The sequence below is a fragment of the Buttiauxella izardii genome (assembly GCF_003601925.1).
Lineage (GTDB): Bacteria > Pseudomonadota > Gammaproteobacteria > Enterobacterales > Enterobacteriaceae > Buttiauxella > Buttiauxella izardii.
The window spans coordinates 1-20,939 of record NZ_QZWH01000051.1 but is presented as its reverse complement, the minus strand read 5'-3'; the positions used below and the strand labels follow the sequence as shown (position 1 = coordinate 20,939).

Sequence of the window (20,939 nt, the reverse complement as noted above, 5' to 3'; positions counted from 1 at the left end):
TTGTCCCATAGCCTCGTAGCAAGGCGGCGATTATAAAACGGATGCGCAATAACGACACAATTGAGTGTCATAATTCAAGGTGATGAGTCACCGGGCATATATGTTTTTCATAAATCTGTCATAAATCTGACGCATAATGGCACCGCATTGAAACAACAATAATTATTCCTTAAGCAGGGCAAACCATGGCGAAGCGTATTTTAGTCGTAGAAGATGAAGCTCCAATCCGTGAGATGGTGAGCTTTGTGCTCGAGCAAAACGGTTTTCATCCTGTAGAAGCGGAAGATTATGACAGTGCAGTGAATCTGCTTATCGAACCCTTTCCAGATCTGATTTTACTGGACTGGATGTTGCCGGGTGGTTCGGGTATTCAATTCATCAAGCATTTGAAACGTGAGGCATTAACCCGTGAAATCCCGGTGATGATGCTGACGGCGCGTGGCGAGGAAGAAGATCGCGTGCGCGGCCTTGAAGTCGGGGCCGATGACTATATTACCAAGCCGTTTTCCCCGAAGGAGCTGGTCGCGCGTATCAAAGCTGTAATGCGCCGAATCTCTCCGATGGCGGTGGAAGAGGTGATTGAGATGCATGGGCTGAGCCTGGACCCGTCATCGCACCGCGTCATGACCGGTGAAAACCCCCTGGATATGGGGCCTACAGAATTTAAGTTATTACACTTCTTTATGACGCACCCGGAGCGGGTGTATAGCCGTGAACAATTGCTTAATCATGTATGGGGCACCAATGTTTATGTCGAAGACCGAACAGTGGACGTACATATTCGGCGGTTACGCAAAGCGCTCGAACATAGCGGACATGACAGGATGGTACAAACAGTACGCGGTACGGGTTATCGGTTCTCAACCCGCTTTTAATTCCTTCTCAGGAGAGTGACGCGTGCTGGAACGGTTGTCATGGAAAAGGCTGGTGATGGAGCTGGTGCTTTGTTGCATACCTGCCGCCATTTTGGGCCTGATTTTTGGCCATTTACCCTGGTTTTTATTATTGGCAGTCACCGGACTGCTGGTTTGGCATTTCTGGAATTTGCTGCGTCTGTCGTGGTGGCTGTGGGTGGATCGCAGTATGACGCCGCCGCCGGGGCGCGGCAGTTGGGATCCGCTGTTGTACGGTCTGCATCAAATGCAGCTGCGCAACAAAAAGCGCCGTAAAGAGTTAGGCAATCTGATCAAACGCTTTCGCAGCGGCGCAGAATCGCTGCCCGATGCCGTAGTGCTGACCACCGAAGAAGGGACGATTTTTTGGTGTAACGGCCTGGCTCAACAATTATTGGGATTACGCTGGCCGGACGATAACGGGCAGAACATCCTTAACTTATTGCGTTACCCGGAATTTACTCGCTATCTGTCGCAAAAAGAGTTTTCGCGCCCGTTAACGCTGGTGCTCAATAATGGCCGCCATCTGGAATTTCGCGTGATGCCTTACAGCGATGAACAGTGGTTGCTGGTGGCGCGTGATGTGACCCAAATGCACCAGCTTGAAGGCGCGCGCCGCAACTTCTTTGCCAACGTCAGCCACGAACTACGCACGCCGCTCACGGTGCTGCAAGGTTATCTGGAAATGATGCAAGACCAGACGCTGGAAGGGCCGCTGCGCGAGAAAGCCTTAGGGACGATGCGTGAGCAAACTTCGCGCATGGAAGGATTGGTTAAGCAACTTTTGACGCTGTCAAAAATTGAAGCGGCTCCAGCCATGGTGCTCAATGAAAAGATTGATGTGCCGCTGATGCTGCGCGTGGTCGAGCGAGAAGCGCAAACCCTCAGCCATGATCGCCAGACGCTACAGTTTGATATCGACTCGACGCTAAAAGTGTTTGGCAATGACGAACAGCTTCGCAGCGCGATTTCAAACCTGGTGTATAACGCAGTCAACCACACGCCGGAAGGCACGCATATTACGGTGAGCTGGAAGAAAGTGGCTGCTGGGGCGAACTTTAGCGTGTCTGACGACGGCCCAGGCATTGCGGCAGAGCACGTTCCGCGTCTGACCGAGCGTTTCTACCGTGTCGACAAAGCGCGTTCGCGCCAGACCGGCGGCAGCGGGCTTGGGCTGGCAATAGTGAAACATGCTTTGAGCCATCATGATGCGCGTCTGAGTATCGAAAGCCTGCCGGGCAAAGGTTCGACGTTTTCCTTTGTTTTGCCGGAACGCTTAATCGTCAACGAAAAAGCCACGGATAATTAATTTTCGTAGGTCGTATAAGCGAAGCGTCATCCGACACTGGCGCTTATCCACCCTCCAAAATTCGTTTACGAATTGGATAGTGTCAAAATAACTTTCCACAGGCCAGTTTTCTGGCCTGTCTTTTTTTTGTCCACATGTTAATAAAAAAACCCCGATTGTTTATAATTTGACCATACAAAAGACCATAATCTTTTCTTATGATTAATCAGATTCACTAAAGATGCTGCTAATTAAAGGATATCAATCTGGTTTCTGGATCCGTTCTTGCCTTCAAACGCTATAAGCGTTTTAATTGCCGCCCTGTGATTGGCAGACCGACTGGATATGAGTGGTAATTCAAACAACTATTCTTCTCCACCGATCCCGGAAAGGATTTTCCGCTGTCGTGATTGCTGAACACCGGTTTTATGCTGAGTTTCCAGACATAAAAATTTGAATACTTTCAACACAACACCACACATCCACAGGCTGCAAATATTCTATGACCCATCATTTGAAATCTCGAGACATCCTCGCATTGGGCTTTATGACCTTTGCGCTGTTTGTCGGCGCAGGCAATATCATTTTCCCTCCTATGGTGGGGTTACAAGCGGGTGAACACGTTTGGATTGCATCATTAGGCTTCCTGGTGACTGCCGTAGGCTTGCCGGTGCTGACGATTGTCGCTATCGCTCGCGTAGGCGGGGGCATTGATAGCCTTAGCTCGCCAATCGGCCGCCGCGCCGGGGTGCTGTTAGCGACAATCTGCTATCTGGCTGTTGGCCCGCTGTTTGCCACGCCACGTACCGCCACCGTCTCTTTTGAGGTCGGGATTGCTCCGCTGGTAGGGACGGGTGAGCTGCCGCTGTTTATCTACAGCCTGGTTTACTTCGCGATTGTAATCGGCGTTTCACTTTATCCGGGCAAACTGCTGGATACCGTCGGCCATGTGCTGGCTCCGGTGAAAATCGTTGCGCTGTTGGCGCTGGCGGTGGGCGCAATGCTGTGGCCTGCGGGCGGGATCAGCACCGCGACCGAAGCGTACCAAACTGCGGCGTTCTCCAACGGTTTTGTGAATGGTTATCTGACCATGGATACCCTGGCGTCGCTGGTGTTCGGCATTGTTATCGTTAATGCCGCCCGTTCACGCGGTGTGACGGAATCTCGCCTACTGACGCGCTACACCATTTGGGCTGGTCTGATTGCAGGTGTTGGCTTAACGCTGATTTACCTGGCGCTGTTCCGCCTGGGTTCAGATAGCGCAACATTGGTCGCTGATCAAAACGCGAACGGTGCCGCAATTCTGCATGCGTATGTGGCTCATACCTTCGGTGGTGCCGGTAGCTTCTTCCTCGCAGCACTGATTTTCCTCGCGTGTATGGTGACGGCGATTGGCCTGACTTGTGCGTGTGCTGAGTTCTTCAGCCAGTATCTGCCGCTGTCTTACCGCTCGCTGGTGTTTATCCTTGGCCTGTTCTCAATGGTGGTTTCTAACCTCGGCCTGAGCCATTTGATTCAAGTGTCTATTCCGGTGCTGACGGCGATTTATCCGCCGTGTATCGCGCTGGTGGTGTTGAGTTTCACCCGTCCGTGGTGGCATAACTCAACGCGCGTGATTGCTCCGGCGATGCTTATCAGCACTTTGTTCGGTATCCTTGATGGGATTAAATCCTCGGCAATCAGCGATATTTTGCCTGCCTGGACGGCGCGCTTGCCGCTGGCCGACCAGGGTCTGGCATGGCTTGCGCCAACGGTCATCATGGTGGTTCTCGCCATCATTTGGGACCGCGCCGCAGGGCGACAGGTGGCTTCAGCCGCCCACTAAAATTCTAAGATTTCTTTAACCACGGGGCTTTGCTCCGTGGTTTTTTTATTGTTAAGCAGGGTGTGGAATTAATGGAAAACGCTAATAAGCTCAAGCGCGGCTTGAGTACCCGGCACATACGCTTTATGGCGTTGGGCTCGGCAATTGGCACCGGGCTGTTTTATGGCTCGGCAGACGCTATCAAAATGGCTGGCCCAAGTGTGTTGCTGGCTTACATCATCGGCGGTGTGGCGGCCTATATTATAATGCGTGCGTTGGGTGAGATGTCGGTGCATAACCCTTCTGCGAGCTCTTTTTCTCGCTACGCGCAAGATAACCTCGGCCCGCTGGCGGGTTATATCACCGGCTGGACTTACTGTTTTGAAATCCTGATTGTCGCCATTGCAGACGTCACCGCGTTCGGCATTTATATGGGGCTGTGGTTCCCGGCGGTGCCGCATTGGGTCTGGGTGTTGAGCGTGGTGTTGATTATCTGCGCCATCAACCTGATGAGCGTGAAAGTATTCGGCGAGCTGGAATTCTGGTTCTCGTTCTTTAAAGTCGCCACCATCATCATCATGATTGCTGCCGGTATCGGCATCATCGTGTGGGGAATTGGCAACGGCGGCCAGGCGACAGGAATACACAATCTGTGGAGTCACGGCGGCTTCTTCAGCAACGGCTGGATAGGCATGATTATGTCGTTGCAGATGGTGATGTTTGCCTACGGCGGCATTGAAATCATTGGTATTACTGCCGGCGAAGCGAAAGACCCGGAAAAATCTATTCCGCGCGCCATCAACTCCGTACCGCTGCGTATCCTGGTGTTCTATGTGGGCACGCTGTTTGTGATCATGTCGATTTATCCATGGAACCTGGTGGGAACCGGAGGCAGCCCGTTTGTGCTGACTTTCCAGCATATGGGGATTACGGCGGCGGCAGGGATCCTGAACTTTGTGGTCATCACCGCGTCACTTTCTGCGATTAACAGCGATGTATTTGGCGTGGGCCGCATGTTGCACGGCATGGCGGAGCAGGGCAGTGCGCCGAAAGTCTTCGCTAAAACCTCACGTAACGGCATCCCGTGGGTGACGGTTTTAGTGATGTGCTTCGCGTTGCTACTGGCGGTGGTGCTGAACTACCTGATTCCAGAAAACGTCTTCCTGGTGATTGCGTCGCTGGCGACATTTGCCACGGTATGGGTGTGGATTATGATTCTGCTGTCGCAGATTGCTTTCCGCCGCAAACTCTCTCCTGAAGAAACCAAAGCGCTGAAATTCCCGGTTCCAGGCGGCATTGCCACCACGTTGGTTGGCCTGGTCTTCCTGGTGTTTATCATCGCGCTAATTGGCTGGCACCCGGACACCCGTATCTCACTGTATGTGGGCTGTGTGTGGATTGTGATGCTGCTGGTGGGCTGGATGTTTAAGCGTCGACAGATTATCGCCTCAAGCGAAGCTTAATGACTTAAAACGGTGGATGGCGTAACACGTCATCCGCCGTCTCACTACATTTCCGGGCACTCTACTTTACTTATCGCATCCCAATAGTTCTTCTCGTTATTGCGCTCCAGAGCAATCCTCGCGTCCCTGATATACCGCTTGTTATCCTCGTTAGAGAGAATTTTATTCCCCCAAACCTCATCGGACATTTTCTTCTGCGGATGGCAGGTCTTTTTTAGGTCAGCCGTAATCTGTTGTTTGTATTTACCAAATTCCAGGCCTTCATACGGCGAGCTGGCGAGTGAGTGGGCAGAATAGACCAGGCAAAGAAACAGAGTGAGGTTTCGGGCGATAGACATTTCAATTTCCTCAGAGAGTGAGAATGTTCTCACTATAGGTAGCGCTAACTTATTAAGCAAACGGCTTAATTTCTCCACCCCCGCATTCCTCCCCCAATAAAAATAGCAATGATGAGTGATCCCCAGCTACGCTGTGGCAAGGTGGCGCAAATTAATTATCTGGGGATACGATTATGTTGAATGCCTGGCACCTTCCGGTGCCCCCTTTCATACAAACACGTAAAGATACGCTGCACATCACGCTATGGGTTTCAGGTGATGATTTGCCGCAGCGCGTGGTGTTGCGCTATGAAAAGGATAACGAAGAAACGTCGGTGCCAATGACCCGGCAGAAAGCAGCGCCCGAAGACGGCGTTGTCGCCTGGCGCGGAGTGATTGATTTATCCGAAGGCCAACCGCGCCGCCGTTACAGCTTTAAATTGCTGTGGCTGGATAAACAGCGCTGGTTCACACCGCAAGGCTTGGGGTCGTTCCCTCCGGCGCGGCTTGAGCAATTTGCGGTCGATCTTCCCGATGACGGCCCGCAATGGGTGCAGGATCAGATCTTCTATCAAATTTTCCCCGATCGTTTTGCCCGCAGCGAACAACGCACGCCAGAGCAGGATCAGGTTTATTACCACCACGCGGCCAAACGCGACATCATTTTGCGTGACTGGGACGAGCCGCTGATTGCCGATGCGGGGGGATCAACGTTTTATGGCGGCGATCTGGACGGTATCAGCGAAAACCTGCCCTATCTCAAAATGCTGGGCGTCACCGCGCTGTATCTCAATCCGATCTTTACCGCGCCGAGTGTGCATAAATACGATACCCAGGATTACCGCCACGTCGACGTGCAGTTTGGCGGCGATCACGCGTACTTACGGCTGCGGAAAAATACCCAGCGTTACGGAATGCGCCTGATGCTCGATGGGGTTTTCAACCACAGCGGCGATACTCATCAATGGTTTGACCGCCAGCAAACTCACGGCAGCGGCGCGAGTCACAACCCAGAATCACCATGGCGCGATTTCTACAGCTATAACGAAGATGGGCGCGCGCTCGACTGGCTTGGCTATTCCAGTTTGCCAAAACTCGATTACCAGTCAGCCACGTTAGTGGATGAAATTTACCAGGGCGAAGACAGCATTGTGCGTCACTGGCTGCGCGAGCCCTGGGGCATCGACGGCTGGCGACTTGATGTGGTGCATATGCTTGGTGAAGCGGGCGGGGCGAAGAACAATTTGCTGCACGTCAGCGGCATTACCAAAGCGGCAAAAGAAACGAATCCTGAAGCCTATATTTTGGGTGAACATTTTGGCGATGCGCGCCAGTGGCTGCAAACCGATGCCGAAGATGCGGCGATGAACTATCGCGGTTTTACTTTCCCAATCTGGGGATTCCTCGCAAATACCGATATTTCCTACGATCCTCAGCATATCGACGCGCAAACCTGCATGGCATGGATGGATGAATATCGCGCCGGGCTTTCCCATCAACAGCAACTGCGCATGTTTAACCAGCTTGATAGCCACGACACCGCACGTTTCAAATCCATTCTGGGTAATAAAGACGCAGCACGTTTGCCGCTGGCTGTGGTGTGGCTGTATTGCTGGCCTGGCGTGCCTTGCGTGTATTACGGCGATGAAGTGGGGTTGGATGGCAACAACGATCCTTTCTGCCGTAAACCTTTCCCGTGGAACCCGGATCATCAGGATCTGGATTTGCTGGCGCTTTACCAGCGTCTTGGCAAATTGCGCCACAAAAGCCGCGCTTTGCGCCACGGCGGTTGCCAGGTCATTTTCGCTGAAGGCGACGTGGTGGTCTTTGCGCGTGTTTATCAGGGCGAACGCGTGCTGGTGGCGATTAACCGTGGTGAACAAACCGCAGTCACGCTGCCGTGGGAACCGCTGTTAAACGATAAAGTCTGGACGCAGCTTGAAGGCGAAGCGACGTTTGAAAACAGCGAACTGTCGCTGCCTGCAGTTTCAGTTTCGGTATGGCGTAATTCGTAATCCTGAAACCGGTTTCCCTTTTGCCAGGCGAAGGGGAAAACCGGTGCTATTCTTAGTTTTCGTTCCCTTCAATAAGATCCTCTTAAGTTAGACATTTCCAGATCTCATACCGTTTGGGAGATAGCCGCTTGGGCTAACTCCTTAATCAATTAGATGAAATTTAAGGAAAATTTTATGTCTATACGCGAACTTATCGACCCTACCAATTCCACTCTGATTTTTATCGACCATCAGCCGCAAATGTCTTTTGGCGTCGCCAATATCGACCGCCAGACGTTGAAAAACAACACGGTAGCGCTGGCAAAAGCGGGTAAGATTTTTAACGTTCCTACCATTTTTACCTCTGTCGAAACCAAAAGTTTTAGCGGTTACATTTGGCCTGAGCTTCTGGCGGTTCACCCCGAAATTACCCCGATTGAACGCACCTCGATGAACTCCTGGGAAGATGCGGCTTTTGTCGCTGCGGTGAAAGCCACCGGGCGCAAAAAACTGGTTATTTCTGCGCTGTGGACGGAAGTGTGCCTGACCTTTCCGGCATTAATGGCGCTGGAAGAAGGGTTTGAAGTTTACGTGGTGACCGATACGTCGGGTGGTACTTCGGTGGATGCGCACGAGCGCTCAATCGATCGTATGGTGCAGGCGGGCGCGGTTCCTGTCACCTGGCAGCAAGTGTTGCTGGAATACCAACGCGATTGGGCGCGACGTGACACTTACGACGCGGTAATGGATCTGGTGCGCGAGCATAGCGGTGCGTATGGCATTGGCGTTGATTATGCCTACACCATGGTTCATGGTGCGCCGGAACGGAAAGCCTGACCGATGGCGGACAACAACACGGTTACGCTGGTGATTACTCACGCGCTGAAAGCGGGGCAGGCCGCGCGTTATGAGCAATGGCTTGAGAAAATCATGCCCACCGCTGCTCGTTATCCAGGGCACCGCGGCGTGCATGTCATTCGCCCGACGGCAGGAAACGATGTGTACAACATCGTTATCCGCTTCGACACGCTGGAAAACCTGACGGCCTGGACGAAATCAGCCGAACGCGAGGCGCTGGTTGAAGAGATCAAACCGATCTTGAGCCTCGACGATCATCTGGAAGTGCGCACGGAAAACGCTTTTTGGTTCACGCCGGAAACCCCGACCGTTAAACGTCCGGCGCAGTGGAAGCAATTCCTGATCACGCTGGCGGTGATATTCCCGAGCACCAATATCGTTCCGCGAATCACCGCGCTGATTTTTCCCTCTATGCACGGCTCGCTGTTACTGCACTTTATCAACGATGCGCTGGTCGTTGCGCTGGTGGTATGGCTGTGGATGCCGATCATGACGCGGCTGTTTGCGGGCTGGTTGAAAAAATAACGTTCCACTGCGGAGAACAGGTTATGTCGCAATCAGCTTCATTAATTCTCACGAACGGTCAATTTCACACGCTTGATAGCGAAGCGCCATTGGCGCAAGCGGCGGCGATTAAAGATGGCAAAATTATCGCTGTGGGCAACGAATCATGGGTAATGAGTTTTGCTGACGAGCAAACGCAAACGGTGGATCTCAAAGACCATACCGTCATTCCCGGCCTCAATGACTCGCATCTGCATCTGATTCGCGGTGGGCTGAACTACAACCTCGAATTACGTTGGGAAGGCGTGCCTTCCCTTGCCGACGCGCTGCGCATGTTGAAAGAGCAGGCGTTACGCACGCCATTTCCGCAATGGGTACGTGTGGTCGGCGGCTGGACGGAATTTCAATTTGCCGAACGTCGTATGCCAACGCTTGAAGAACTCAACGAGGCGGCACCGGATACACCGGTTTTTGTGTTGCATCTTTACGACCGCGCACTGTTAAACCAGGCCGCGTTAAAAGCCGTGGGATACACCAAAGAGACGCCCAATCCGCCGGGGGGTGAAATCATGCGCGACCGCAACGGCAACCCAACCGGAATGTTGATTGCCAAACCGAATGCGATGATTTTGTATTCGACGCTGGCAAAAGGGCCAAAACTTCCGCTGGAAATGCAGGTCAATTCCACGCGCCAGTTTATGCGCGAACTTAATCGACTCGGCATCACCAGCGCGATTGATGCCGGGGGCGGGTTCCAGAATTACCCGGAGGATTACCAGATTATCGACCAGCTTCACACGCAAAAACAGATGACGGTGCGCATTGCCTACAACCTGTTTACCCAGCGGCCGCAGCATGAGCTGGAAGATTTTGAAAAATGGACGGACATGCTGAAACCGGGGCAGGGAACGGATTTCTATCGTGCGAACGGCGCGGGTGAAATGCTGGTGTTTTCCGCCGCTGATTTTGAGGATTTCCTGCAGCCGCGCCCGGATTTGCCCGACGGCATGGAGCAAGAACTGGAACGCGTGGTGCGCCATCTGGTTGAGCATCGCTGGCCGTTCCGTCTTCACGCGACCTACAACGAGTCCATCAGTCGCATGTTGGATGTGTTCGAAAAGGTGAATCGTGATATTCCGTTTAACGGTTTGCACTGGCTGTTTGACCACGCGGAAACCATCAGCGAGAAGAACATCGAGCGCGTAAAGGCGCTGGGTGGCGGGATTGCCGTACAGCATCGCATGGCGTTTCAGGGGGAATATTATGCCGCGCGATACGGAACGGAAGCCGTAAAACAAACCCCGCCGATTGCCAAAATGCTGGCGGCGGAATTACCTGTCGGCCTGGGGACGGATGCCACACGCGTCGCCAGCTATAATCCGTGGACGGCGCTGTACTGGCTGGTTTCCGGGCGCACCGTCGGCGGAATGCAGATGTACGACGACAACAATCGCCTGTCGCGTGACGTGGCGCTTGAGCTATGGACGGCGGGAAGCGCGTGGTTTTCCAGCGAACAAGGCAAGAAAGGGCGCATTAAAGCCGGGCAACTGGCGGATTTAGTCGTTCTTTCAAAAGATTATTTCAAGGTGACGGAAGAAGAGATCAAAGGCATCGAATCGGTGTTGACGCTGGTGGATGGCAAAGTGGTTTACGCTGCAGGCGCGTTTACGCCACTGGCACCGCCGTCGATTCCTGTGCTACCTGAATGGTCGCCGGTGGTTAACGTTCCGGGGCATTATCGCGCTGACCCACCCGCTGCGGCAAAAGTGGGTATGACGGCGCAGGTTCATCAGTGTTGTGGGAGTTGTAATGTACATGGTCATCAACATGATGCAGCACGTAAATCGACAATTCAGGTTTCTGATGAAGGCGCTTTCTGGGGCGTGATGGGCTGTTCGTGTTTTGCGTTTTAGGCGCAATCTAAAGGCAATAAAAAAGGCCGCTTGCGCGGCCTTTCTCGTCAAAAACGTTTAGCGATTACAGGCTAGAAACGTTTTCGCTCAGGTATTTAGCAACGCCGTCTGGAGATGCGTTCATGCCTTCTTTCCCTTTTTCCCACTGAGCTGGGCACACTTCGCCGTGCTCTTCGTGGAATTGCAGCGCGTCAACCATACGCAGCATTTCATCAACGTTACGGCCCAGCGGCAGGTCGTTAACAACCTGGTGACGCACGATACCGGCTTTGTCGATCAGGAAAGAACCACGCAGCGCAACGCCTGCGTCTGGATGTTCGATGCCATAAGCTTTCTGAATTTCACGCTTAATGTCAGCAACCATCGCGTATTTCACTTCACCGATGCCGCCGTTTTCAACAGGGGTTTTACGCCATGCGTTGTGAACGAACTCGGAGTCAAAAGATACACCAACGACTTCTACGCCACGTTTCTGGAATTCTTCGTAACGCTTGTCAAAAGCAATCAGCTCAGACGGGCAAACGAAAGTGAAGTCCATTGGCCAGAAGAACACAACGGTGGTTTTACCATTGGTGTGTGCTTTGAAGTTGAAGTTTTCAACGATTTCACCGCTACCAAGAACGGCTGCAGCTGTAAAGTCAGGGGCTGGACGAGTAACCAGGACCATATGTACTCCTGTTAATTTTGTTAAAGTGAGTGTTAACGCAACGGGGGGGAGTATAGGGGTGGCAATCCCTCTAACTCAAGCACACTGCACCGATTAATCAGATAGGATTTACCTATCAAAAAATGAATATTGGCACAGCGGCGATCCAAAATAGCCCTTTTTTGTAAAAGGGCAAGAATTTAATCCTGAGGCTGCGACAGGCTACAAATTCTTTTGCTCGGCCATCGCCATCATGCGCGGGTAAAACTGCCAGAACAACTCTTCAAGCTCATCATAATGAGCATCCAGATCGCCCCACGAAGCTCGCAAAGCATCGAGTTTTGGTCTACGCGATGCCATCCCGTTGAGAACGTTAGCAATAAAGGCCATGTCGCCATAACGTTCCAGCCAGCGCTCTTCCCACAGGTATTGATTAAGATTAATAAAGCGTGGCGGCGTTTCTGACAAGAACGGTTCGATTCTGGCGCGCGCATAAGCGACAAATTCAGGTAGAGGAACCGTTGGGCTCAGGGTTTGCCAGTGGCGAGAGACAAAATGATCCCACATCACATCGAGCGTAATCGGCGCGACGCGGCGGGTTTCCGGGCGGAACCACTGGCGTGCAATCGCGACTTCCGGCAAACCGTCGGTAAGCACATCAACCCGGCGGTGCATGTGAATACCTGCCACCACATCGTCAGCAAAACTGCCATCCGGGTTACCACGCACGAAATCCGCGAGTAAATTCCCCAGAAGTGAGCTGTCAGCAAGGCTTGCGAGATGTAAATGGGCGAGAAAATTCATAGTAACCTTATGGGTAAATGGCGTAAGGGCGGCTTATTCCTTGCAGGGAAAGCCCCCCGGCACTAGACTGTAGCGCCTCTTTTTAAGTCTTGAGTTCTAAACCATGCGTGTTGCCGATTTTTCCTTTGAATTACCTGACTCCCTGATTGCTCACTATCCGCAAGCACAACGCAGTTCTTGTCGTTTGCTGTCGCTCGATGGGCCGACGGGTGACCTCGCGCATGGCACTTTCACCGATTTGCTCGATAAGCTCAACCCTGGAGATTTGCTGGTCTTTAACAATACCCGCGTAATCCCGGCGCGCCTGTTTGGCCGTAAAGCCAGCGGTGGCAAGATTGAAGTGCTGGTCGAGCGTATGCTTGATGACAAACGCATTCTCGCGCATATCCGCGCTTCTAAGGCACCGAAACCGGGCGCTGAGTTGCTGCTGGGCGATGATGAAAGCGTACATGCCACGATGGTTGCGCGCCATGATGCTCTGTTCGAAGTGCAGTTTGAAGACGAGCGCAGCGTGCTCGATATCTTAAACAGCATCGGACATATGCCGTTGCCGCCGTACATCGACCGCCCGGATGAAGACTCAGACCGCGAACTGTATCAAACCGTTTATAGCCAGAAACCAGGCGCGGTAGCCGCACCAACGGCGGGGCTGCACTTTGACGAACCGTTACTCGAAGCGCTGCGCAATAAAGGCATCGAGCAGGCGTTTGTTACGCTGCACGTAGGAGCCGGGACATTCCAGCCAGTGCGCGTTGATAGCATTGAAGATCACATCATGCACTCCGAATATGCGGAAGTGCCACAAGACGTGGTTGATGCGGTTTTAGCCTGTAAAGCGCGTGGCAATCGCGTTATCGCCGTCGGCACCACATCGGTACGTTCGCTGGAAAGTGCGGCGCAGGCCGCAAAAAATGAGCTGATTGAGCCATTTTTTGGCGATACCCAAATCTTCATCTATCCAGGTTATCAATACAAAGTGATTGATGCGCTGGTGACCAACTTCCACCTGCCGGAATCGACGCTCATCATGCTGGTTTCCGCATTTGCTGGTTATAAAAACACCATGAATGCCTATAAACAGGCTGTAAGTTCCGAATATCGCTTTTTTAGTTACGGGGATGCGATGTACATCACGTACAATCCGCAGGCGATTAATGAGCGCCCAGGCGCTTAATCATTGAATTCTGCGCCGCTGGCTAACGCCGACGGCGTTTTTGTCTTAACCATCAGACTGTTTCTCTGATGCTGGAGGAAATGTGAAATTTGAATTAGATACCACCGACGGACGCGCTCGCCGTGGCCGCCTGGTGTTTGACCGTGGCGTAGTCGAAACGCCTGCTTTTATGCCTGTTGGCACTTACGGCACCGTAAAAGGGATGACGCCGGAAGAAGTTGAAGCCACTGGCGCGCAGATTATTCTGGGCAACACCTTCCACCTGTGGCTGCGTCCTGGCCAGGAAATCATGAAGCTGCATGGCGACTTACATGATTTCATGCAGTGGAAAGGCCCAATCCTGACCGACTCCGGCGGTTTCCAGGTTTTCAGCCTCGGTGATATTCGTAAGATCACCGAAGCGGGTGTGCATTTCCGTAACCCGATCAACGGCGACGCGATCTTCCTTGATCCAGAGAAATCCATGGAAATTCAATACGATCTCGGTTCCGACATCGTGATGATCTTCGACGAATGTACGCCATATCCTGCTGACTGGGATTACGCGAAGCGTTCCATGGAAATGTCTCTGCGTTGGGCGCAACGTAGCCGCGATCGCTTTGATTCGCTTGAGAATAAAAATGCGTTGTTCGGCATTATTCAGGGCAGCGTTTACGAAGATTTACGAGATATCTCGGTAAAAGGTCTGGTAGAGATTGGCTTTGATGGCTACGCTGTCGGCGGCCTGGCGGTAGGTGAGCCGAAGGAAGACATGCACCGTATTCTGGAACATGTTTGCCCGCAAATCCCTGCTGACAAGCCTCGTTACCTTATGGGCGTAGGTAAACCGGAAGATTTGGTTGAAGGCGTTCGTCGCGGTATTGATATGTTCGACTGCGTAATGCCAACCCGTAATGCACGTAATGGCCACCTTTTTGTCACCGATGGCGTAGTGAAAATCCGTAATGCGAAGCATAAAGATGACACTTCGACGCTGGATTCAGAATGTGATTGTTATACGTGTCGCAATTATTCACGTGCCTACTTGTATCATCTTGACCGTTGTAACGAAATACTCGGCGCGCGGCTCAACACGATTCATAACTTGCGCTATTACCAGCGTTTAATGGCTGGTTTACGCAAGGCCATTGAAGAGGGTAAATTAGAGCACTTCGTGAGTGATTTTTACGAGCGAATCGGTAAACCAGTTCCACCTTTGAATGTTGATTAATTTAATAATGAGGGATTTTTAATGAGCTTTTTTATTTCTGATGCGGTAGCCGCAGGTGCTTCACCTGCGCAAGGTAGCCCGTACTCTTTGATTCTTATGCTGGTGGTATTTGGTCTGATCTTCTATTTCATGATCCTGCGTCCACAGCAAAAACGTACTAAAGAGCATAAAAAGCTGATGGACTCCATCTCTAAAGGGGATGAAGTGCTGACTACCGGTGGTCTGGTTGGTCGTGTAGTGAAAGTAGCTGAAACTGGCTATATTTCTATTGCGCTTAACGACACTACTGAAGTGGTTATCAAGCGTGATTTCGTAGCTGCCGTTCTGCCGAAAGGCACTATGAAGGCGCTGTAATATTCGTTTTTCCCTAAGGGAACTACCGTGCTAAACCGCTATCCTTTGTGGAAGTACATCATGCTGATCGTCGTGTTTATCGTCGGTCTGCTATACGCACTTCCCAACCTATATGGTGAGGATCCGGCAGTTCAGATCACTGGCGCGCGCGGCGTCGCCGCCAGTGAGCAAACGCTGATCCAGGTCCAGAACACCTTAAACGCAGAAAAAATACCCGCTAAGTCTGTGGCTTTGGAAGAGGGTGCGATTCTTGCACGCTTTGATACAACCGACACACAGCTGCGCGCTCGTGAAGCGCTGATGGGCGTTCTTGGCGATAAATACGTCGTCGCTCTCAACCTTGCCCCGGCTACTCCACGCTGGTTATCTGCCATTTCCGCAGAACCGATGAAACTCGGTCTTGATCTGCGTGGTGGCGTGCACTTCCTGATGGAAGTAGATATGGATACCGCCCTGAGTAAACTCCAGGAGCAGACCATTGATAACTTGCGTACTGATTTGCGCGACAAGAGCATCGCCTACACCAACGTGCGTAAAGCCGATAACTATGGTGTTAACGTTGTCTTCCGTGACAGCAAAACGCGCGATGACGCTATCTCATATTTGACTCCACGCCACCGTGATCTGGTGATTTCTGCTCAGGGCAGCAACGCAATGCGTGCTGTGATGACAGATGCTCGCCTGAGCGAAGCGCGTGAATATGCTGTTCAGCAGAACATCAACATTCTGCGTAACCGTGTAAACCAACTGGGTGTGGCTGAACCTCTGGTACAGCGTCAGGGTGCTGACCGTATCGTCGTTGAACTGCCTGGTATTCAAGACACCGCTCGTGCAAAAGAAATTCTTGGCGCGACGGCAACGCTTGAGTTCCGTCTGGTGAACACTAACGTGGATGCTTCCGCTGTTGCTTCTGGCCGCGTGCCGGGCGACTCCGAAGTGAAAGACACGCGTGAAGGTCAACCGGTTGTCCTGTACAAACGTGTGATTCTGACCGGTGACCACATCACTGACTCCACTTCCAGCACCGATGAATACAACCAGGCTCAGGTGAACATTTCACTCGATAGCGCTGGCGGTAACATCATGTCTAACTTCACCAAAGACAACATCGGTAAGCCGATGGCGACTCTGTTTGTGGAGTACAAAGACAGCGGTAAGAAAGATGCAACCGGTCGCTCGATTCTGGCGAAACAAGAAGAAGTTATTAACGTGGCGAACATTCAGTCACGTCTGGGTAACAGCTTCCGTATCACCGGTATCAGCAACCCGAACGAAGCGCGTCAGCTCTCTTTGCTGTTACGTGCCGGTGCCTTGATTGCGCCAATTCAGATTGTTGAAGAGCGTACCATCGGCCCAACTTTGGGTATGGAAAACATCAAGCAAGGTCTGGAAGCGTGTCTGGCAGGTTTGGCTGTTTCAATCATCTTTATGCTGTTCTTCTATAAGAAGTTTGGCCTGATTGCGACTTCAGCACTGTTGGTTAACCTGGTGATGATTGTTGGGATTATGTCCCTGCTACCAGGGGCGACGCTCACTATGCCAGGTATTGCGGGGATCGTGTTAACCCTTGCGGTAGCGGTGGATGCTAACGTACTGATAAACGAACGTATTAAGGAAGAACTTAGTAACGGGCGTTCGGTACAGCAGGCTATCCACGAAGGTTACCAGGGCGCGTTCAGCTCAATTTTCGATGCCAACATCACGACGCTTATCAAGGTCATCATCCTGTATGCCGTAGGCACCGGGGCAATTAAAGGCTTTGCGATCACGACCGGTATTGGTGTGGCGACGTCCATGTTTACCGCTATCGTCGGTACTCGTGCCATCGTAAACCTATTGTACGGCGGCAAACGCGTCAACAAGCTGTCTATCTGAGGAGTGCGTTGTGGCACAGGAATATACTGTTGAACAATTGAACTACGGCCGTAGAGTCCATGACTTTATGCGCTGGGATTTCTGGGCTTTCGGTATCTCCGGCTTCCTGTTAATCCTTTCTGTCGTGATCATCGGCGTGAAAGGTTTTAACTGGGGTCTGGATTTCACTGGCGGTACGGTTATCGAAATCTCGTTGGAAAAACCAGCGGATTTAGACCAGATGCGCGAAGCACTACAGAAAGCGGGCTTTGCTGAGCCGCTGGTTCAGAACTTCGGTAGCAGTCGCGACATCATGGTGCGCATGCCACCTGCTCAAGGGGAAACCGGCGGGCAAGTGCTGGGCAGCAAAGTTGTTCAGGTGATTAACGAAGCGACTAACCAGAATGCCGGTGTAAAACGCATCGAATTCGTCGGCCCTAGCGTGGGTGCGGATTTGGCGCAGAATGGCGCTTTGGCGCTGTTAGCAGCACTGATTTCGATTCTGGTTTACGTCGGCTTCCGCTTTGAGTGGCGTCTGGCTGCTGGTGTTGTTATCGCGTTGATGCACGACGTGGTGATTACGCTGGGCGTATTGTCGTTATTCCACATTGAGATTGACCTGACCATCGTTGCATCACTGATGTCGGTTATCGGTTACTCACTGAACGACAGTATCGTAGTATCTGACCGTATTCGTGAGAACTTCCGTAAGATTCGCCGTGGTACGCCATATGAAATCTTCAACGTTTCTTTGACGCAGACTCTGCATCGTACGTTGATCACTTCTGGTACGACCTTAGTCGTGATTCTGATGTTGTATCTCTTCGGTGGAGCAATGCTGAAAGGCTTCTCCCTGACGATGCTTATCGGTGTGTCTATCGGTACGGTTTCTTCTATCTACGTGGCGTCTGCATTGGCGCTGAAACTGGGCATGAAGCGCGAGCACATGTTGCAGCAGAAAGTAGAGAAAGAAGGTGCGGATCAGCCGTCGATTCTGCCTTAATCATCCGGTCGTTGACTGATAATAAAAACCGTAGCCCTGGTGCTGCGGTTTTTTTTCGCCTGTGCAAAAGTCTCCTGACAGTATGCTGTCAGTAGGGGCTGGGTAGACTCAATGTTGAACATCACCATTGAGGCGTCAAAAATGAACACTATCATCAATTGGTTTGAAATCCCGGTGCAGGATCTGGAACGCGCCACCGCATTTTATGAAGCTGCTTTTGCTACTAAATTCCATCGTGAGTCTATGCCCGGAATGGAGATGGCTATTTTCCCACACGAAAAGCCCAATCCTGGCGGTGCACTATTGAAAGCCGATGCGTTTAAACCTGCTGCGCAAGGTTCGGTGGTTTACCTGCATGCTCCCGACTTAACCGCCATGCTTGAACGCGTTGCAAAAGCTGGGGGCGAATGCGTTTTTGGCCCGCAAGTTTTGCCGGATGATATCGGTACTTTTGCGCTGATTTTAGATAGCGAAGGGAATCGAGTCGGGTTGCATCAACCGGTGTAAGGGCAGATATACTCAACGATAAATGCCTGCTGATTTGTCGGCAGGCATAACCATTACGAAAGGGTGCCTATGAGCCGCAGAGCAGACCGCCTGTTTCAGATAGTCCAGATTCTGCGAGGGCGTCGTTTATCGACGGCAGCGCTGCTTGCGGAGCGGCTCGAGGTTTCTGAACGCACTATTTATCGTGATATCCGTGATCTTTCTCTTTCTGGCGTTCCTGTCGAAGGGGAGGCGGGTTGCGGCTACCGTCTATTGCCCGGTTATGATCTCCCACCGCTGATGTTTACCCCCGGAGAAGTGGAAGCTTTAATCGCAGCGATTCGTTTAGTGCAAACATGGAGCGGTGAAACACTGGCGCAAAATGCCGGAACTGCAGAAGAAAAGTTACTGGGAATACTCACGCCGCAACGTCGCGCGGTGGCGGAGCGCTGCCGTATCATCTCGCCGGATTTTAATAAGTATCCACAGGTCAAAATTTGGTTTGATGTTTTTCATGCTGCTATCGGCAATCTTCAAATTCTGAATCTGAGCTACCAGGATCATAAAGGTCGCGTATCGAGCCGAAAAGTCCATCCGCTTGGGCTGACCTTTTGGGGTGAAGTTTGGTTGTTGGTGGCGTGGTGTGAAACGCGTGAAGATTACCGCAGCTTTCGGTTAGACCGTTGTATCGCTGTCACACCCACTGGCGAAAATTTTGCTGAACGGCCGGATCGTTCACTGGCTGACTTCATCCGTTTGCAAAGCCAGGAGGGCTGTTTGCCAGAAATAAAAAAGCCGATCTACAAATAGCGGATCGGCTTTTCACTGAGTCAGACAGTTATCAGAAGTTGTAACCAACTACGAAGTAACCACCCCAACCGGTAGAACGCACGTTGAAATCACCGTCGCCGAAGTTCAGGCTGGCGTTATCCGCCCACTGACCACCGTTGTGCCAGTAACGAGCCACCACAGAGTAATGCCAGTGATCGTAGTTCAGCGCCAGGATGTGGCTGGAAGCGATAGAGTTGCTGGTACGGGCGTGTTTGCCGTTGTTATCGATGAAGTTGTCATCGCCCAGATCTGAACCCCAGTCGAAGTTGGTGAAACCGATGTAGCTCAGGTTACCGCCCCACAGGGAAGTAATCGGTACAAAGTATTTCACTTTAAAGCGGTAGCCATCCCACTGGTTTTCGTTAGACGCGCCATAGTTCTGCCACTGGTATTTTGCATACACGTTCAGAGACAGGCTCATCGGCAAACCGGTGTCGATGTCGGTGCCCAGACCCATGTACCAGGTGTTTTGCTTGCTGGCGTCGTCGCCATGAGCACCCATATCGTAGATATAGTTGTTCGCGATATACCATTCTTTAAATGGACCAAACGCCAGGCTGGTGCCGGTCAGCTTGTCGATAGAGAAGCGTGGTTCAATCTCCATAAACATACGTGAACCGTCATCCCAAATACCTTTATCGTTGCCGTTGCCCCATTTGAAGGTTTTTGGAATATCGATGTAACCGTAGAAATCTAACCAATCTTTTTTAGCGAACGCTTCATATTCCAGATAAACGTCGTTGGTCAGTTTTGGCCCGAAGCGAGTGTGGTAACTGCCCACAACGTTAACGCTCTGGTGCCACCAGTCGGAAACGTACTCAGAGTTTTTAGTATCGTCGGCGTGTGCCGTGAAAGAGCTTGAAAGCGCCAGGGCGGTGCTAGCCGCCAAAATAATTTTTTTCATAATTTTATATGCCACTGTTTTTTCATGATTCCCGTGAGGGCAGGGGGCGACTCATCACCTAAAGTCATCAACCATTCAGCTGGTTTCTTATTGACGCGCCTATTATAGAAATCCCTGCTCACAAAAATATGTTTCATTTCACATTATCAACACATGCGTAATCGATTGCGTTCACGTTTGCGCACATTAAAAACGGGCGAGATTCTATCTGCTTCGTGAATTTAAGCAAATAGATGGATAACTGTTACAAATATATGTGATTCAGATCACAAGAGTTAATGACATCCAGAGGGCGGGTTAGTGGCACTTAATTCGGTGACTTGTAACAAAACACGCAGATGTTACTGGGGATTACCCTCACTATTGGTTGTCTCTTATCCATAACTCACCCGGGAAATTTTGTCAGGGTGAGATTTGCAAGCCTTGCTGATTTTCCGTTCACCCGTGCGTTCAGTTATCACTTTAATTCCAGAAAACGATGAACGTGCCAGTGGGATAACGACATCCCCCTGGCGACCCCGTCGCCCGGTCATTAAATTGCCGCTGCGCGGTAAACCCTAGCTTATCCCCAACATCAGGGTCGCTCTCTTTCGCTGCTCCCGGCAGCTCAACCCTGATTTATGGGGAACGCTGGGGCAA

At 51.7% G+C, this 20,939-nt stretch carries 19 protein-coding genes; 15 read left to right on the top strand and 4 right to left on the bottom strand.

The features are described 5' to 3' along the window. Nucleotides 1-185 precede the first annotated feature (185 nt). The 4 genes from phoB (at nt 186) to proY (ending at nt 5,448) form a co-directional block, all read left to right on the top strand. The gene (gene phoB, locus D6029_RS19060) at nt 186-875 is read left to right on the top strand and encodes a phosphate response regulator transcription factor PhoB (RefSeq protein WP_034493679.1); all 690 of its coding nucleotides are present in this window, start codon (nt 186-188) and stop codon (nt 873-875) included. A gap of 22 nt (nt 876-897) precedes the next feature. Next, nucleotides 898-2,202: a phosphate regulon sensor histidine kinase PhoR gene (phoR, locus tag D6029_RS19055; protein WP_120066288.1), complete on the top strand. Its 1,305-nt coding sequence runs from the start codon at nt 898-900 to the stop codon at nt 2,200-2,202. Nucleotides 2,203-2,683: 481 nt separating this feature from the next. Continuing rightward, on the top strand, nt 2,684-4,006 hold the full coding sequence (gene brnQ, locus D6029_RS19050; RefSeq protein WP_120066287.1) for a branched-chain amino acid transporter carrier protein BrnQ: 1,323 nt from the start codon (nt 2,684-2,686) through the stop codon (nt 4,004-4,006). 71 nt (nt 4,007-4,077) lie between these two features. Continuing rightward, the gene (gene proY, locus D6029_RS19045; RefSeq protein WP_120066286.1) at nt 4,078-5,448 is read left to right on the top strand and encodes a proline-specific permease ProY; all 1,371 of its coding nucleotides are present in this window, start codon (nt 4,078-4,080) and stop codon (nt 5,446-5,448) included. A 44-nt stretch (nt 5,449-5,492) separates the two neighbouring features. On the opposite strand, the gene D6029_RS19040 is transcribed toward proY, so the two are convergent. Beyond that, a complete protein-coding gene (locus D6029_RS19040) occupies nt 5,493-5,786 on the bottom strand; it encodes a YicS family protein (protein WP_120066296.1) in 294 nt (97 codons plus the stop codon). Nucleotides 5,787-5,959: 173 nt separating this feature from the next. On the opposite strand from D6029_RS19040, the gene malZ reads away from it, so the two are divergent. The 4 genes from malZ to D6029_RS19020 all read left to right on the top strand — a co-directional run bounded on the left by malZ (nt 5,960) and on the right by D6029_RS19020 (nt 11,034). After that, complete coding sequence (gene malZ, locus D6029_RS19035) at nt 5,960-7,780, top strand: maltodextrin glucosidase (RefSeq protein WP_147365252.1); 1,821 nt, start codon at nt 5,960-5,962, stop codon at nt 7,778-7,780. A 174-nt stretch (nt 7,781-7,954) separates the two neighbouring features. Then, nucleotides 7,955-8,596 carry a hydrolase gene (locus tag D6029_RS19030; protein ID WP_120066284.1) on the top strand — a complete coding sequence of 214 codons (642 nt, stop codon included), beginning with the start codon at nt 7,955-7,957 and terminating at the stop codon, nt 8,594-8,596. A 3-nt stretch (nt 8,597-8,599) separates the two neighbouring features. After that, nucleotides 8,600-9,142 carry an antibiotic biosynthesis monooxygenase gene (locus tag D6029_RS19025; protein WP_120066283.1) on the top strand — a complete coding sequence of 181 codons (543 nt, stop codon included), beginning with the start codon at nt 8,600-8,602 and terminating at the stop codon, nt 9,140-9,142. A gap of 23 nt (nt 9,143-9,165) precedes the next feature. After that, nucleotides 9,166-11,034, top strand: coding sequence for an amidohydrolase (locus tag D6029_RS19020; protein WP_120066282.1), 1,869 nt, complete (start codon nt 9,166-9,168; stop codon nt 11,032-11,034). 64 nt (nt 11,035-11,098) lie between these two features. Here the strand turns inward: D6029_RS19020 and D6029_RS19015 are convergent, their stop codons facing one another. Together D6029_RS19015 and acpH are read right to left on the bottom strand one after the other, a co-directional pair. Beyond that, the gene (locus D6029_RS19015; protein ID WP_120066281.1) at nt 11,099-11,701 is read right to left on the bottom strand and encodes a peroxiredoxin C; all 603 of its coding nucleotides are present in this window, start codon (nt 11,699-11,701) and stop codon (nt 11,099-11,101) included. A 201-nt stretch (nt 11,702-11,902) separates the two neighbouring features. Then, nucleotides 11,903-12,484, bottom strand: a complete 582-nt coding sequence (gene acpH / locus D6029_RS19010) for an ACP phosphodiesterase (RefSeq protein WP_120066280.1) — start codon at nt 12,482-12,484, stop codon at nt 11,903-11,905. A 103-nt stretch (nt 12,485-12,587) separates the two neighbouring features. Here acpH and queA point away from each other — a divergent pair, with 103 nt between their 5' ends. The 7 genes from queA to D6029_RS18975 all read left to right on the top strand — a co-directional run bounded on the left by queA (nt 12,588) and on the right by D6029_RS18975 (nt 19,375). Continuing rightward, a complete protein-coding gene (gene queA / locus D6029_RS19005; protein WP_120066279.1) occupies nt 12,588-13,658 on the top strand; it encodes a tRNA preQ1(34) S-adenosylmethionine ribosyltransferase-isomerase QueA in 1,071 nt (356 codons plus the stop codon). A gap of 82 nt (nt 13,659-13,740) precedes the next feature. Further along, nucleotides 13,741-14,868, top strand: a complete 1,128-nt coding sequence (tgt, locus tag D6029_RS19000; RefSeq protein ID WP_034493689.1) for a tRNA guanosine(34) transglycosylase Tgt — start codon at nt 13,741-13,743, stop codon at nt 14,866-14,868. 21 nt (nt 14,869-14,889) lie between these two features. Then, nucleotides 14,890-15,222: a preprotein translocase subunit YajC gene (gene yajC, locus D6029_RS18995; protein WP_034493690.1), complete on the top strand. Its 333-nt coding sequence runs from the start codon at nt 14,890-14,892 to the stop codon at nt 15,220-15,222. Nucleotides 15,223-15,249: 27 nt separating this feature from the next. After that, the gene (gene secD / locus D6029_RS18990) at nt 15,250-17,097 is read left to right on the top strand and encodes a protein translocase subunit SecD (protein WP_120066278.1); all 1,848 of its coding nucleotides are present in this window, start codon (nt 15,250-15,252) and stop codon (nt 17,095-17,097) included. Nucleotides 17,098-17,107: 10 nt separating this feature from the next. Further along, on the top strand, nt 17,108-18,079 hold the full coding sequence (secF, locus tag D6029_RS18985) for a protein translocase subunit SecF (RefSeq protein WP_120066277.1): 972 nt from the start codon (nt 17,108-17,110) through the stop codon (nt 18,077-18,079). 141 nt (nt 18,080-18,220) lie between these two features. Beyond that, nucleotides 18,221-18,586 carry a VOC family protein gene (locus D6029_RS18980; protein WP_120066295.1) on the top strand — a complete coding sequence of 122 codons (366 nt, stop codon included), beginning with the start codon at nt 18,221-18,223 and terminating at the stop codon, nt 18,584-18,586. A gap of 69 nt (nt 18,587-18,655) precedes the next feature. Continuing rightward, nucleotides 18,656-19,375 (top strand): helix-turn-helix transcriptional regulator, encoded by a 720-nt coding sequence (locus D6029_RS18975; protein ID WP_120066276.1) that lies wholly within the window; start codon nt 18,656-18,658, stop codon nt 19,373-19,375. Nucleotides 19,376-19,406: 31 nt separating this feature from the next. Here the strand turns inward: D6029_RS18975 and D6029_RS18970 are convergent, their stop codons facing one another. Beyond that, nucleotides 19,407-20,300 carry a nucleoside-specific channel-forming protein Tsx gene (locus D6029_RS18970; protein ID WP_120066294.1) on the bottom strand — a complete coding sequence of 298 codons (894 nt, stop codon included), beginning with the start codon at nt 20,298-20,300 and terminating at the stop codon, nt 19,407-19,409. Nucleotides 20,301-20,939: the final 639 nt, after the last annotated feature.

What these genes read in the sequence shown, in the direction of transcription:
- phoB (WP_034493679.1), top strand. Translation starts at nt 186, where the DNA reads ATGGCGAAGCGTATTTTAGTCGTAGAAGATGAAGCTCCAATCCGTGAG.
- D6029_RS19030 (WP_120066284.1), top strand. Translation starts at nt 7,955, where the DNA reads ATGTCTATACGCGAACTTATCGACCCTACCAATTCCACTCTGATTTTT.
- yajC (WP_034493690.1), top strand. Translation starts at nt 14,890, where the DNA reads ATGAGCTTTTTTATTTCTGATGCGGTAGCCGCAGGTGCTTCACCTGCG.
- D6029_RS19015 (WP_120066281.1), bottom strand. Translation starts at nt 11,701, where the DNA reads ATGGTCCTGGTTACTCGTCCAGCCCCTGACTTTACAGCTGCAGCCGTT.
- proY (WP_120066286.1), top strand. Translation starts at nt 4,078, where the DNA reads ATGGAAAACGCTAATAAGCTCAAGCGCGGCTTGAGTACCCGGCACATA.
- brnQ (WP_120066287.1), top strand. Translation starts at nt 2,684, where the DNA reads ATGACCCATCATTTGAAATCTCGAGACATCCTCGCATTGGGCTTTATG.
- D6029_RS19025 (WP_120066283.1), top strand. Translation starts at nt 8,600, where the DNA reads ATGGCGGACAACAACACGGTTACGCTGGTGATTACTCACGCGCTGAAA.
- D6029_RS19040 (WP_120066296.1), bottom strand. Translation starts at nt 5,786, where the DNA reads ATGTCTATCGCCCGAAACCTCACTCTGTTTCTTTGCCTGGTCTATTCT.
- acpH (WP_120066280.1), bottom strand. Translation starts at nt 12,484, where the DNA reads ATGAATTTTCTCGCCCATTTACATCTCGCAAGCCTTGCTGACAGCTCA.
- queA (WP_120066279.1), top strand. Translation starts at nt 12,588, where the DNA reads ATGCGTGTTGCCGATTTTTCCTTTGAATTACCTGACTCCCTGATTGCT.
- D6029_RS18975 (WP_120066276.1), top strand. Translation starts at nt 18,656, where the DNA reads ATGAGCCGCAGAGCAGACCGCCTGTTTCAGATAGTCCAGATTCTGCGA.
- malZ (WP_147365252.1), top strand. Translation starts at nt 5,960, where the DNA reads ATGTTGAATGCCTGGCACCTTCCGGTGCCCCCTTTCATACAAACACGT.
- D6029_RS18980 (WP_120066295.1), top strand. Translation starts at nt 18,221, where the DNA reads ATGAACACTATCATCAATTGGTTTGAAATCCCGGTGCAGGATCTGGAA.
- D6029_RS19020 (WP_120066282.1), top strand. Translation starts at nt 9,166, where the DNA reads ATGTCGCAATCAGCTTCATTAATTCTCACGAACGGTCAATTTCACACG.
- D6029_RS18970 (WP_120066294.1), bottom strand. Translation starts at nt 20,300, where the DNA reads ATGAAAAAAATTATTTTGGCGGCTAGCACCGCCCTGGCGCTTTCAAGC.